Source organism: Lysobacter sp. Root667 (assembly GCF_001427715.1).
In the GTDB taxonomy this organism is placed as follows: Bacteria; Pseudomonadota; Gammaproteobacteria; order Xanthomonadales; family Xanthomonadaceae; genus Lysobacter.
The window spans coordinates 260,726-274,341 of sequence record NZ_LMHF01000009.1 but is presented as its reverse complement, the minus strand read 5'-3'; the positions used below and the strand labels follow the sequence as shown (position 1 = coordinate 274,341).

Annotated in this window: 11 protein-coding genes; 2 read left to right on the top strand and 9 right to left on the bottom strand. The window is 68.7% G+C overall.

Annotated features, from left to right (window positions below; genetic code table 11):
* The first annotated feature begins 1 nt into the window (after position 1).
* Positions 2–613 (top strand): dephospho-CoA kinase, encoded by a 612-nt coding sequence (coaE, locus tag ASD78_RS04960; RefSeq protein ID WP_056098763.1) that lies wholly within the window; start codon positions 2–4, stop codon positions 611–613.
* A 108-nt stretch (positions 614–721) separates the two neighbouring features.
* Here coaE and ASD78_RS04955 read toward each other — a convergent pair whose 3' ends face one another.
* The 3 genes from ASD78_RS04955 to ASD78_RS04945 all read right to left on the bottom strand — a co-directional run bounded on the left by ASD78_RS04955 (position 722) and on the right by ASD78_RS04945 (position 5,816).
* Entirely contained in the window at positions 722–1,693 is a 972-nt protein-coding gene (locus ASD78_RS04955; RefSeq protein ID WP_056099838.1) for a Nudix family hydrolase, read from the bottom strand.
* Between the two features lie 117 nt (positions 1,694–1,810).
* Positions 1,811–4,531 carry a preprotein translocase subunit SecA gene (secA, locus tag ASD78_RS04950; protein ID WP_056098761.1) on the bottom strand — a complete coding sequence of 907 codons (2,721 nt, stop codon included), beginning with the start codon at positions 4,529–4,531 and terminating at the stop codon, positions 1,811–1,813.
* Positions 4,532–4,904: 373 nt separating this feature from the next.
* Positions 4,905–5,816 (bottom strand): M23 family metallopeptidase, encoded by a 912-nt coding sequence (locus ASD78_RS04945; RefSeq protein WP_055908585.1) that lies wholly within the window; start codon positions 5,814–5,816, stop codon positions 4,905–4,907.
* A 7-nt stretch (positions 5,817–5,823) separates the two neighbouring features.
* Between ASD78_RS04945 and ASD78_RS19820 the strand changes: the two genes are divergently transcribed.
* Positions 5,824–6,273: a DUF721 domain-containing protein gene (locus tag ASD78_RS19820; RefSeq protein ID WP_156087587.1), complete on the top strand. Its 450-nt coding sequence runs from the start codon at positions 5,824–5,826 to the stop codon at positions 6,271–6,273.
* A gap of 231 nt (positions 6,274–6,504) precedes the next feature.
* On the opposite strand, the gene lpxC is transcribed toward ASD78_RS19820, so the two are convergent.
* The 6 genes from lpxC to murC form a co-directional block, all read right to left on the bottom strand.
* Positions 6,505–7,413, bottom strand: coding sequence for a UDP-3-O-acyl-N-acetylglucosamine deacetylase (lpxC, locus tag ASD78_RS04940; RefSeq protein ID WP_055908588.1), 909 nt, complete (start codon positions 7,411–7,413; stop codon positions 6,505–6,507).
* Positions 7,414–7,790: 377 nt separating this feature from the next.
* Entirely contained in the window at positions 7,791–9,014 is a 1,224-nt protein-coding gene (gene ftsZ / locus ASD78_RS04935; RefSeq protein ID WP_055908591.1) for a cell division protein FtsZ, read from the bottom strand.
* Positions 9,015–9,195: 181 nt separating this feature from the next.
* Positions 9,196–10,434, bottom strand: coding sequence for a cell division protein FtsA (gene ftsA, locus ASD78_RS04930; RefSeq protein WP_055908594.1), 1,239 nt, complete (start codon positions 10,432–10,434; stop codon positions 9,196–9,198).
* Complete coding sequence (locus ASD78_RS04925) at positions 10,431–11,186, bottom strand: cell division protein FtsQ/DivIB (RefSeq protein WP_082575432.1); 756 nt, start codon at positions 11,184–11,186, stop codon at positions 10,431–10,433. Before ASD78_RS04925 ends, ftsA begins: the two co-directional genes overlap by 4 nt.
* Positions 11,183–12,178 carry a D-alanine--D-alanine ligase gene (locus ASD78_RS04920; protein ID WP_055908597.1) on the bottom strand — a complete coding sequence of 332 codons (996 nt, stop codon included), beginning with the start codon at positions 12,176–12,178 and terminating at the stop codon, positions 11,183–11,185. The genes ASD78_RS04925 and ASD78_RS04920 overlap by 4 nt, the downstream gene beginning before the upstream one ends.
* Positions 12,175–13,608, bottom strand: a complete 1,434-nt coding sequence (murC, locus tag ASD78_RS04915) for a UDP-N-acetylmuramate--L-alanine ligase (protein ID WP_055909367.1) — start codon at positions 13,606–13,608, stop codon at positions 12,175–12,177. The genes ASD78_RS04920 and murC overlap by 4 nt, the downstream gene beginning before the upstream one ends.
* Positions 13,609–13,616: the final 8 nt, after the last annotated feature.

Genomic DNA, 13,616 nt, shown 5'->3' with positions numbered 1-13,616 from the left:
CATGGCCGCGTTCTGCGTCGGGGTGACCGGCGGCGTGGCCTCGGGCAAGAGCGAAGTGACGCGCCGTTTCGAGGCGCTGGGCGTGATCGTGGCCGATGCCGACGTGGCCGCACGCGCGGCCGTCGAGGCCGGTTCGGACGGCTTGGCCGAGGTCGTGAGCGCGTTCGGCAACGAAGTGTTGGCCCCCGAGGGTGGCCTGGACCGCGCGGCGATGCGGCGGCGGGTGTTCGCCGATCCCGACGCGCGCCGCCGCCTGGAAGCCATCGTCCACCCGCGCGTGCGCGCGCTGCTGCGCGCGCAGTGCGAGGCCGCGCCCGGCGCTTACGCGATCGCGGCGATCCCGCTGCTGACCGAGGGCGGCGGCCGCGAGGCCTATCCCTGGCTGCAACGCATCTTATTGGTCGACGTGCCGGTCGAGGTCCAGCGCGCGCGGGTGATGGCGCGCGACCGGGTCGAGGCCGAGCTGGCCGAACGCATGATCGCGGCCCAGGCCACGCGTGCGGAGCGGTTGGCGATCGCCGACGACGTGATCGTCAACGATGGGCCGCTGGATGCGCTGGAGCGTCAGATCGCGGCGCTGGATCGGCGCTACCGGGCGCTGGCCGCGGCTTAGGCCTCCTGCTCCCTGTGGGAGCGGCGTAAGCCGCGATCGCGCCCAGACGGTAGCGGCGCAGGCAGTCGAATCGCGGCTTACGCCGCTCCCACAGACGGAGACCCGCTCTCAGGCGGCGGGCGCAGCCGGCCAGAAACCGCGAATCGCCGCCACGCCCTGGGCGCCATGCGAGCGCGCCTCGGCCACATCGTCCGCGGCAAGGCCGCCGATGGCGTAGATCGGCAGCGACACCGCCTCGCGCAGCGCGGCGAAACCGTCCCAGCCGATCCCGGCCACACCGGGGTGACTGGGCGTGGCCCGGACCGCGCCGACCACGGCGAAATCGCAGCCCAGCGCCTGCGCTGCATGCAATTCGTCGGCGTCGTGGCAGGACGCCGCCATGGACAGACCCTGCGCCAGCGGCCGCTGCGTCCATAACCGCAGTTGTGCGGCGCGCAGGTGCAGGCCGACGCCCAGGCTCGCGGCGAGTTCGGCGTCGCCGTTGATCAATACGTCCGCGCGCGCCTCCCGGCAACGCGCCACCGCGGCGGTCGCCAGCGCACGCCAGCGCTCGGGCGCGGTCGCGGGCGCGCGCAGCTGGATCCGACGCAGGCCGGCGGCCAGGGCCCGCTCCAATGCGGACAGCCAGGCCGCGTCGTCGGCACCGGGCTCGGGCGTCACCAGATAACGGTCGGGCTGCAGCAGGGCCGCGACCACGGGGCGGTCGGCGGGCGGCATCGCATAGCGCGCGAGTTTGTCCGGCGGCACCCAGGCCAGCGCCTGGCCCTCGCGGCCGCGCACGCTGCCGCGCCAGTGCTTGAGTTCGCGCACATCCAGGCGCAGACGCTTGTCCGGGTAGGCCTGCGGCACGTCGATCAGGGCCGCGCCGACCTCGCAGTCGATGCCGAGCTCTTCATGCAGCTCGCGCCGCAGGGCAGCCTCGGGCGATTCGCCGAGCTCGCGCTTGCCGCCGGGGAATTCCCACAGCCCGGCCAGGTCGCGGCCTTCGGTGCGGCGGGTCAGCAGGATCCGGCCGCGGGCGTCGCGGATCACGCCGGCGACCACCTCGACCACGCGCTCGGAGCGGACCAGCTGCGGCACGGCGATCGGATCGCTCATGGTCATGAAAGGGGTGGCGACCGGCGCGGCTTCGGCGGCGGTCGCGGAGATTCGACCCTCAGCCCACCCTCTCCCGCAGACGGGAGAGGGCGGTCAGTGTCAGGCCAGCTGCCCATGGCAGTGCTTGTACTTCTTGCCGCTGCCGCAGGGACAGGGATCGTTGCGGCCGACGTTGGCGAAGGCTTCCTCGGAGACCTCGGCGGCCTCCTCGTCGGCGCCGAAACCACCGGCGGAGGCGTGCTGGAACTGCATCTGCCGGGCCTGGGCCTCGGCCTGCGCGCGTTCCTGCGCTTCCATCGCCGCGATCTCTTCCTCGTTGCGGATGCGCACGCGCGACAACAGCGTGACCACTTCGCGCTTGACCTTCTCCAGCATGTCCGAGAACAGCTCGAAGGCTTCCTTCTTGTATTCCTGCTTGGGCTGCTTCTGGGCGTAGCCGCGCAGGTGGATGCCCTGGCGCAGGTAGTCCATGCGCGCCAAGTGCTCCTTCCAGTTCTGGTCGAGCACGTTGAGCATGATGTGCTTCTCCAGCATGCGCATGGTCTCCGCGCCGAGCTGGTTTTCGCGATCGGCGAAATGCTGATTGACCGCCTCGACCACGCGCGCGGCTACGCCCTCGGCGTCGAGCTCGTCGTGCTGGCGCGCGAAATCGACCAGCGCCACCTGCACGCCGAATTCTTCGGCGATGCTGGCTTCCAGGCCCGGCAGGTCCCACTGCTCGTCGACCGAATTCGGCGGCACGTAACGCGCGACCAGGTCGGCGACCACGTCTTCGCGGATGCCGTCGACGTTGTCCTGCACGCTCTCGGCTTCCAGCAGCTCGTCGCGCTGGCCGTAGATCACCTTGCGCTGATCGTTGTTGACGTCGTCGAAGTCGAGCAGGTTCTTGCGGATGTCGAAGTTGTGGGCCTCGACCTTGCGCTGCGCGTTGGCGATCTGCTTGGTCACCAGCGGGCTTTCGATGATGTCGTCTTCCTTCAGGCCCATGCGCGCCATCACGCGCTGCACCCAGTCGGCCGCGAAGATGCGCATCAGGTTGTCTTCGAGCGACAGATAGAAGCGCGAGGAACCCGGGTCGCCCTGGCGACCGGCGCGGCCGCGCAGCTGGTTGTCGATACGGCGCGACTCGTGCCGCTCGGTGCCGACGATGTGCAGGCCGCCGGAGGCCTTGACCGCGTCGTGGCGGCGCTGCCATTCGGCCTTCAGGCGCGCATGGGTCACCTCGTCGACCGGCTGACCGTCGTTCTGCGCCACCAGGTCCGCCAGTTCGCTCTCCAGCGAGCCGCCGAGCACGATGTCGGTACCGCGGCCGGCCATGTTGGTGGCGATGGTGATCGCGCCGGGGCGGCCCGCCTGGGCGACGATGTTGGCTTCGCGCTCGTGCTGCTTGGCGTTGAGCACTTCATGCGCGACGTTGGCCTCGCGCAGCTGCTGGCTGAGCATTTCCGAGACTTCGATGGAGGTCGTGCCGACCAGCACCGGCTGGCCGCGGCTGTGCGCGTCCTTGATCTCGTTGAGCACCGCGCGGTACTTGCCGGCGCGGTTGAGGAACACCTGGTCCGGATGGTCCTTGCGCACCATGGTCCGGTGGGTCGGGATCACGATCACTTCCAGGCCGTAGATGCTCTGGAATTCGTAAGCCTCGGTGTCCGCCGTACCGGTCATGCCGGCCAGCTTCTTGTACATGCGGAACAGGTTCTGGAAGGTGATCGAGGCCAGCGTCTGGTTCTCGCGCTGGACCGGCACGCCTTCCTTCGCCTCGACCGCCTGGTGCAGGCCGTCCGACCAGCGTCGGCCGGCCAGGGTGCGGCCGGTGAATTCGTCGACGATCACCACTTCGCCGTCGCGCACGATGTAGTCGACGTCGCGCTGGTAGATCGCATGCGCGCGCAGCGCCGCGTTGAGATGGTGGACGACGCTGAGATTGTTGGCGCCGTACAGGCTGTCTTCCTCGCCCTGCAGGATGCCGGCGCGGCGCAGCAGGTCCTCGGCGTGCTCCTGGCCGGACTCGGACAGGTGCACCTGCTTGCCCTTCTCGTCGACCCAGTAATCGCCCTCGCCGTCTTCCTTCTCCTGACGGATCAGCGACGGCACGATGCGGTTGACCTTGATGTACAGCTCCGGCGACTCGTCGGCGGGGCCGGAAATGATCAGCGGGGTACGCGCCTCGTCGATCAGGATCGAGTCGACTTCGTCGACGATCGCGTAATGCAGGCCGCGCTGGAAGCGGTCTTCCTTCGACAGCGCCATGTTGTCGCGCAGGTAGTCGAAGCCGAATTCGTTGTTGGTGCCGTAGGTGATGTCGGCGGCGTAGGCGGCGTGCTTGTCGCTATGCGCCATACCGGGGTAGACCACGTCGACGCTCAGGCCCAGCCAATTGTACAGACGACCCATCCAGGCCGAGTCGCGGCGCGCCAGGTAGTCGTTGACGGTGACCACGTGCACGCCCTTGCCTTCGAGCGCGTTGAGGTAGACCGGCAGCGTGCCGACCAGGGTCTTGCCCTCGCCCGTGCGCATCTCGGCGATCTTGCCCAGGTGCAGGACCATGCCGCCGATCAGCTGCACATCGTAATGACGCATGCCGAGCACGCGCTTGGAGGCCTCGCGGCAAACCGCGAACGCTTCCGGCAGCAGCTTGTCCAGGCTCTCGCCGTCGGCGATGCGCTGCTGGAACTCGGGGGTCTTGGCCTGCAGCTGCGCGTCGGAGAGCTTCTCCATCTCCGGTTCGAGGGCGTTGATCTTGACGACGGAGCGTTGCAGTTGGCGCAGCAGGCGATCGTTGCGGCTGCCGAAAACGCGGGTAAGCAGGCTGTTGAGCATGAACGGGTCCGTGAAGCGAAACAGGAATCCGGGGGCGGAACGCGTTAAGAACGCTTAACCGCCGACGAGTTCCCGATTGAGAAGGTCCAGAGACGGAATCGGAGCGCGTGGCGCCCCGATCGCATCGAGCCTGGTCTTAAGCCAACGCTCATTCTAGCTTGGGCCGGAGTCTGGTGCTTGCAAGGGGGAATGGCGGGCGGCTGAGGGCGTATTCATGCGTTGCGGGGGCCTGGAAATGCGAACGGCGCCCGGATGGGGCGCCGTTGGGCGGTGCTTCGGGCTAAGGAGGTGAGCTGATGGGCGCTTCCGGCCCGCCGCAGCGCGGCGGGCGTTCGTCAGGCCCGCGAGCCGGTGGCTCGCAAGCGGGCTCGCCTCAGCCCCGCAGCGGCGACTGCTGGTTCAAGAACTTGACCGGGTTCACGACCCGACCGTTCTCCCAGACCTCGAAATGCACGTGGGCGCCGGTCGAACGGCCGGTGGAGCCGGCCTTGGCGACTTCCTGGCCCGCGCGGACCAGCTCGCCGACCTTGAGCAGCAGGCGCGAGTTGTGCGCGTAGCGGGTCACGTAGCCGTTGCCGTGGTCGACCTCGACCACGTTGCCGTAGCCCGAACGCACGCCGGAATAGCTGACCACGCCGTCGGCCACGGCCAGCACCGGGTCGCCGACGTCGGCTTCGAAGTCGATGCCCTTGTGGAAGGCGCTACCGCCGTTGAACGGATCGGCGCGGCCGCCGAAGCCGGAGGTGATATAGCTGTTGGCGATCGGGGCGCGCGAAGGCACCGCGTTCATGTCGAGCTGGCGGTTGAACAGCAGCGACTCCAGCACCGAGAGCTGCTCGCCGGAAGCCTTGAACTGGCCGTCCAGCTTGGCCATGCCCATCGATAATTCCGCCTTGGGCATGTCGCGGACCGGGCCCGCGCCACCTTGACCGACCGGCTTGTTGAAATCGAACTCACCGTCCTGCAGCTGGCCGATCCGGGTCAGCCGCTCGCCGAGGGCATTGAGGCGGTTGGCCTCGGCCTGCAGCTCGCCCATGCGTGCGGCCAGGGCGTTGATCTCGCGCTGGGCGTCGCGCCGGGTGGCGTCGATCTGGGCCTGCTGCTCGCGCACCTGGGCGCGCAGCATGACGTTGTCGGCGATGCCGGCGCCGGCGCCCAGCGCCACGCCGGTACCCAGGAGCAGGGCGACCGCTACGGCAGGACGGCGTCCGCCGAAGTGGCCGACGTGCTGGAAGAACGTCCCCAGCTGCGCCCGCGATTTGTTTACGATGGTTTGATAGGTCATTAGCTCTATGTCTGATTCCAAGTCCAAACCACCAACGCGCCCCCCCTCGACCCCTCGCGACGCGCTCGAAGCGCTGCTCGCGGAGCCGGCGGGGAACCCGATCCGTCGAGCGCTCTGGCTGGACGGTCTGGACCGACGGTTACGCCCCCTCTTGCCGCCTTCGCTGGCCGCGCACGCGCGGCTGGCTAACTTCGAGAACGGCAAGCTCGTATTTGTCGTCGATGCTCCGGTGTGGCGGGCCAAGCTGCGGCTCGCGGCTCCGGAACTACTCGACGCGGCCCGTTCCGTCGGGCTGGATGCAGCTGAACTGATCGTCAAAACGACAGCGCCGGTTCCCCTGCCTGTGCAGCCGAACCGGAAAGCCTTACCCATGTCGGCGTACGCGCAAAAAGCTTTGGCGGACGCCCTGGCATCGTTGAAGGAACCCGATCCTTCGGGCTCGGATGATGCCGCCTGACCCCCGTTCGACGACTGGCACGGTCTGTGCACGCCGCCGGCAACAGGCCGGGTCGGGGCATGCTAACGGCCTAAATCCTTGAATTTGTTAAAGACGCACTAAAGATTCGGTAAGAAACCGTTAAAATTTAGTTAAAGCGTCACCGGACGTTCACGTCTGTGATCCGTCGCACGTTGGGGTCATGCTTTGTGCACCCTGTGTCCCCAGGCTGTGCCAGGGCGGGTGGCAGGCTCAGGCCGTGACCGGGTCGCCGTAGGCCACCGGCGGCGCATCCACGTCGGTGTAGGTGACTTCTTCCCAAGCCGAACGCTCGGCCAGCAGGGCGCGCACGAGCTGGTTGTTGAGCGCGTGACCGGACTTGTAGCCCTCGTAGGCGCCGATGATCGGGCGCCCGGCCAGGTACAGGTCGCCGACCGCGTCGAGGATCTTGTGGCGCACGAACTCGTCGGCGTAGCGCAGGCCGTCGTCGTTCAGGACCCGGAACTCGTCCAGCACGATCGCGTTGTCCATCGAGCCGCCCAGGCCGAGGTTGCGCTCGCGCATGTACTCCAGGTCGCGCATGAAACCGAAGGTACGGGCGCGGCTGACCTCGCGGATGTAATTCTCGGTCGAGAACTCCACTTCCGCGCGCGACTGCGAGGCCGGGATCGCCGGATGGTCGAAGACCACGGTGAAGCCCAGGCGGAAGCCGTCGTAGGGCTCGAACCGGGCGACCTTGTCGCCGTGGCTGACCTCGATCGGGCGCTTGATGCGGATGAAGCGCTTCGGCGCCTCCTGCTCGGCGATGCCCGCCGACTGCAGCAGGAACACGAAGGGACCGGCGGAACCGTCCATGATCGGCACTTCGGCCGCGGACAGCTCAATAAAGATGTTGTCGATACCCAGGCCGGCCAGGGCCGACAGCAGGTGTTCGACGGTCATGACCTTGCCCAGGCCCTGGGTCAGGCCGGTGCACAGCACGGTCTCGGTGACCAGCTGCGCGGCCGCGGGAATCTCCACCACGGGATCCAGGTCGACGCGACGGAACACGACGCCGGCGTCCACCGGGGCCGGACGCAGGGTGAGAAAAACCTTCTCGCCGCTGTGCAGGCCCACGCCGGTGGCGCGGATCACGTTCTTGAGGGTGCGCTGACGCAACATGGATCGGTGGATACCTGGCTCTTGGCGGGAACGGCCGGTCTTGAAGGTATTGGAGCTTGGGGCCTGCGACCGACTCCATCTCTATGGGGCCGGGTCGAAACCGCGCAAGATTAGCACGCAGGCAGCTGAACCTGAACGGAAAGGACGCACTGTCCTACCGGTGGTCCAGCACCGAGAAACCGACCGGCCGACCCGCCTAGGGACGGGTCGACCGGTCCAAACGCCACGCGCCGGAGCGGGCGGCGGGGTGCTGCCGCTGGCCGGGGGACGAAGCCGGCCAGCGTTTCGGGCGGGCCGCGGCGCCGCGCTACGGCCGCGGGAACGGGAATGCGATCCCGTCCCCACCGCCGCGGCGCCGTGCCGCGACCGTCTTGCGATCAGTCCGCCTGGCGGCGCAGGAACGCCGGGATGTCCAGGTAGCTGCTGTCGTTGCCGAAGTCGGCCACGGCCGGGGCCGAGGTCTCGATCGGACGCGAGCCGCCGCGCAGGCTGCCGCCGAAGCTGGGCATCGGCGAGGACGGCATTTCGTCCATGGCCGAGAACTCCGGCTGACCGGTGGTCGCGTTGCGCACCAGCTGGATCGGCGCGCGCTGCGATTCGCGGTCGTAGCCCTGGCCGCGCACCGACTGCTTGGCGGCGACGCGGTTGAGGCCGGTGGCGACCACGGTGACCTTGACCTCGTCCTGCATGTCCGGATCGAGCACGGTGCCGATGACCACGGTCGCGTCTTCGGAGGCGAAGCCCTCGATCGTGCGGCCGACCTCGTCGAACTCGGCCATGGTGAAGTCCGGACCGGCGGTGATGTTGACCAGGATGCCGTTGGCGCCGGACAGGTTGACGTCGTCGAGCAGCGGGTTCTGGATCGCCGATTCGGCCGCGGCCTGGGCACGGTCGTCGCCGCGCGCCGAACCGGTGCCCATCATCGCCAGGCCCATTTCGGACATCACGGTGCGCACGTCGGCGAAGTCGACGTTGATCAGGCCCGGACGCACGATCAGGTCGGCGATGCCCTGCACGGCGCCCAGCAGCACGTCGTTGGCGGCGCGGAAGGCCTGGATCATGGTCGCGTTGCGGCCGAGCACGGTGATCAGCTTCTCGTTCGGGATCGTGATCAGCGAATCGCAGTGGTGCGACAGCTCCTCGATGCCCTTGAGCGCGACCTGCATGCGGCGGCGGCCTTCGAACGGGAACGGCTTGGTGACCACTGCCACGGTCAGGATGCCCATTTCCTTGGCGAGCTGGGCCACGACCGGCGCCGCGCCGGTGCCGGTGCCGCCGCCCATGCCGGCGGTAATGAAGACCATGTCGGCGCCGGTCAGCGCGTCCATGATGCGTTCGCGATCTTCCAGCGCAGCCTGACGGCCGACTTCCGGATTCGCGCCTGCGCCCAGGCCCTTGGTGACGTTGCTGCCCAACTGCAGCTGCAGCTTGGCGCCGCAGTTCTTGATCGCCTGGGCGTCGGTGTTGGCGGTGATGAACTCCACCCCGTCGACGTTGCCGCTGACCATGTGCGCCACGGCGTTACCGCCGCCGCCGCCCACGCCGACGACCTTGATGACCGCGTTCGGGGCCATTTTTTCAACCAATTCGAAATGTGCCATGTCCTCGTCCTCGTTATGTGTTGCTAGTTATGGATAGTTCGCTGATACCGCTTAAAACGTTTCGCCTTCGCCGCCCTCGCCTGCCCGCTTGATCCGGACCTGCGTCCGGATCGGGAATCGGCGCCGCTGTCGCCCGGCTCGATTCCTTGAAACCCGCGTCGCTCACGACCGTTCGCATCGGTCAGAACTCGCCGCGGTACCAGTTCTTGATCTTGTTGAAGAAGCTGCCGGCGCGACCGGTCGGGATCACCGAGCTGCGCCGGGGGTGCTCGATCTGGCTGCCCATCAGCAGCAGCCCGACGCCGGTGGCGTGGACCGGGTTGCCGACCACTTCGCCCAGGCCGGTCACGTGCTGCGGAATGCCCACGCGCACCGGCATCTGCAGCATTTCCTCGGCCAGCTCGACCACGCCTTCCATCTTCGCGGCGCCGCCGGTCAGGACCATGCCGGCGCGCACGTGCTGTTCGAAGCCCGAACGGCGCAGCTCGGCCTGGATCATTTCGAAGATTTCCTCGTAGCGCGCCTGCACCGCCTGCGCCAGCGAGTGGCGCGGCATGCGCCGCGGCGGCCGGTCGCCGACGCTGGGCACCTGGATCGATTCCTCGGCGGTCGCCATCTGCGCCAGCGCGCAGGCGTAGCGGACCTTGATCTGCTCGGCCTCGGGTGTGGGCGTGCGCAGCATGTGCGCGATGTCCTCGGTGACCTTGTCGCCGGCGATCGCCAGGCTCGCGCTGTGCGCGATCGCGCCCTGCACGAACACCGCGATGTCGGTGGTGCCGGCGCCGATGTCGACCAGGACCACGCCCAGTTCGCGCTCGTCGCTGGTCAGCACCGCGGTGCTGGAGGCGAGCACGCTCAGGATCAGGTCGTCGACCTGCAACCCGCAGCGCTGCACGCACTTGCTGATGTTGGCCGCGGCCGACTGCGCGCACACCACCAGGTGCGCGTGCACCTCCAGGCGCACGCCGGTCATGCCGACAGGATTGCGGATGCCTTCCTGCGAATCGTCGAGCACGTAGTCGCGCGGGATCGCATGCAGGATCTTCTGGTCGGCCGGGATCGCCACCGCCTTGGCCGCCTCCAGCACCCGGTCGAGGTCGCCGTAGGTGACCTCGCCGTCGCGGATCGGGGCGATGCCCTGCGAGTTGCGGCACTGCACGTGATTGCCGGAGATCGAGGCGTAGACCGAGCGGATCTCGCAGCCGGCCATCAGCTCGGCCTCTTCGATCGCGCGCTGGATCGACTGCACTGTCGACTCGATATCGACCACCACGCCGCGCTTGAGACCGCGCGATTCGTGCGAGCCGATGCCGATGACCTCGATCGGATTGCCCGGCGAGTACTCGCCCACCAGCGCGACCACCTTCGAGGTGCCGATGTCGAGACCGACGATCAGCGATTTGTCGCCTTTGCGATTCATGACTTTTCCTGCTGTTGCTGCGTTGCCGCCGTGGGCGCCGTGATCGGCGCCCAGGACAGCGCGAAACCGTTGGTGTAACGAAGATCGGCGCGGGCGAGGATCTGCACCCGCTGCGCCAGCAGTCGCGGCATCAGCCGCACGAAGCGCGCCAGCCGCGCGCGCGCCTGATCGCGCCCGACCACCACCTCGGTGCCTTCCGGCGCGGCGCCGTTGACCAGGCCGAGCGTGCAGCTGCCGCGCTGGTCGATCTCGACCCGCTGCACGTCCATTCCGATCGGCGCGAACATCGCGCGCGACTCGTTGTAAAGCGCGACCACTTCGGCCACGCGCGTATCAGGCCCGGCGAACTGCGGCAGCCCCTTGGGCACCTCGACGCCCTGCGACGGGAACAGCCGGCCCTGCTCGGACAGCAAGCGGTCCTTGCCCCAGCGCGCGAACGGACGGTGCTCGGCTACGCTCACTTCCAGCACGTCCGGCCAGCGCTTGCGCACTTCGGCGTGTTCGACCCACGGCAGCCTGGCGACCGCGCCCTGCGCCGAAGCCAGATCGACCGCGAAGAAGCCGCGCTGCGCGTACGGCAGCAGCGTGCGTCGCAGCAGCGCCTCGTCGACCCGATCGAACTGCCCGGTCACGCGCAGCTTGCGCAGCGGCCATTGGCCGGCGCCGATCCAACCGTTGAGCACGGCGACCACCGGCAGCGCGACCAGTGCCAGCGCGAGCAGCCAACCGATGAGGCGCAGCATGGCGTTCACGCCGGCGCACCTCCTCGCACGGTCGCTTCCAGCACGCGCCAGCACAGCTCGTCGTATTCGATCCCGACCTGGCGCGCGCCCTTGGGCACCAGCGAATGGCTGGTCATGCCCGGCGCGGTGTTGACCTCGATCAGGTACAGCTGACCGCTGTCGCGGTCGCGCATCACGTCGACCCGGCCCCAGCCCTTGCAGCCGGCCGCGACGAAGGCGCGCATCGCCAGGTCGCGGATTTCGTCCTCGGCCGCGCCCTCCAGGCCCGGGCACAGGTACTGGGTGTCGTCGGCGATGTACTTGGCGTGGTAGTCGTACCACAGCCCCTTGGGCACGATCCGGATCGACGGCAGCGCGGTATAGCCGTCGCCGTTGATCAGCACCGCCACGGTCAGCTCGTCGCCGACCACCATCTGCTCCATCAGCATCTCGCCGGGGTAGCGCGCGGCCAGGGCCACGGCCTCGTCGATGTCGGCGTCGTTGAGCACGCGCGACACGCCGACGCTGGAACCTTCGCTGGACGGCTTGATGATCACCGGCAGGCCGATTTCGCGCGCCGCCGCATGCACGTCGTCGCCCTTGGCGATTCGCTTGTAGCGCGGGGTCGGCAGGCCTTCGGCCATCCACACCTGCTTGGTTCGGATCTTGTCCATGGCCAGCGCCGAGCCGAGTACGTCCGAGCCGGTGTAGGGCACGCCGAGCGCTTCGAGCAGGCCCTGCAGCACGCCGTCTTCGCCGCCGCCCTTGTTGCCGTGCAGGATGTTGAACACGCGGTCGACGCGGCCGGCGCCGGATCGTTGACCGGCGATCACCGCTTCGATCAGCGCCGGGATGCCGTCGACCGCGAATGCGTCGACGCCGCGCGAGCGCAGCGCTTCGAGTACGCCGCGGCCGGAATCCAGCGATACCTCGCGCTCGGCGCTGGTGCCGCCCATGAGCACGGCAACGCGTCCGAACACGGCCGGATCGGTGACGCGGAGCGGAGCGAACTGCGAACTCACTTGGATTCTCCCTGGAAACCTTGGCTGGCGATCTGCTGCGCGGCATGACCGATATCGCCGGCCCCCATCATCAGCAGCAGGTCGCCGTCGTTGAGGACGTCGGGCAGTACCGCGGCCAACTCGGCGGCACCGCCGACCACGACCGGATCGATGCGGCCGCGCGCGCGGATCGCGCGCGCCAGCGACTTGGCGTCGGCGCCGGCGATCGGCGCTTCGCCGGCCGGATAGATCTCGGTGAGCACCAGCGCGTCGACGCTGGACAGCACCGCGGCGAATTCGTCGAACAGATCGCGGGTGCGGCTGTAACGGTGCGGCTGGAACGCCACCACCAGGCGCTTGTCCGGCCAACCGCCGCGGGCGGCGGCGAACACCGCCTCGAGTTCCTTCGGGTGATGGCCGTAGTCGTCGACCAGCTGCACGGTCGCGCCCTTGGCGGTGCGCAACTGTGCGAGCAGGTTGAAGCGGCGGCCGATGCCGGCGAAGTTCTGCAGCGCACGCGCGATCGCGTCCGGCTGCACGCCCAGCTGCCAGCCCACCGCGGCCGCGGCCAGGGCGTTCTGGACGTTGTGCCGGCCCGGCAGGGCCAGCGTCACCTCGGTGCGGGTCGCGTCCGGCAGGCATAGGGTGAAACGCATGTTCGGACCGTGCTGCTCGACATCCTCGGCGCGCACGTCGGCGGCCTCGTCGAAGCCGTAGGTCATCACGTGGCGCGGCGTTTCCGCGGCCAGCGCGGCGACCTTGGGGTCGTCGATGCACAGCACCGCCAGGCCGTAGAACGGCAGGCGGTGCAGGAATTCCTCGAACGCGGCCAGCACCTTGGCGAAGTCGCCGCCGTAGTTCTCCAGGTGATCGGCGTCGATGTTGGTGACGATCGCGATCTGCGGGTTCAGGCGCAGGAAGCTGCCGTCGCTCTCGTCGGCCTCGGCCACCAGCCACTGACCGCCGCCCAGGCGCGCGTTGGCGCCGGCGGCGAGCAGCTGTCCGCCGATCACGAAGGTCGGATCGATGCCGCCCTCGCCGAGCACGCTCGCGGCCAGCGAGGTGGTCGTGGTCTTGCCGTGGGTACCGGCGACGGCGATGCCTCGGCGGAAGCGCATCAGCTCGGCCAGCATCTCGGCGCGCGGCACCACCGGAATGCGCTGAGCGCGCGCTTCCATCAGTTCCGGGTTGTCGCGCTTGATCGCGCTGGACACGACCACGCAGTCGCTGCCGAGCACGTTGGCGGCGGCATGGCCGCGGTGCACGGCGATGCCCAGCGAGGCCAGGCGGCGGGTGACCGCGTTGTCGGCCATGTCCGAGCCGGACACCTGATAGCCCAGCGTGCACATCACCTCGGCGATACCGCTCATGCCGGTGCCGCCGATGCCGACGAAGTGCACGCGCGGAAAGGCCTTGGCCAGATCGCCCGTGTGCTGCAGCCGGCGGCGCAGGGCCGTAC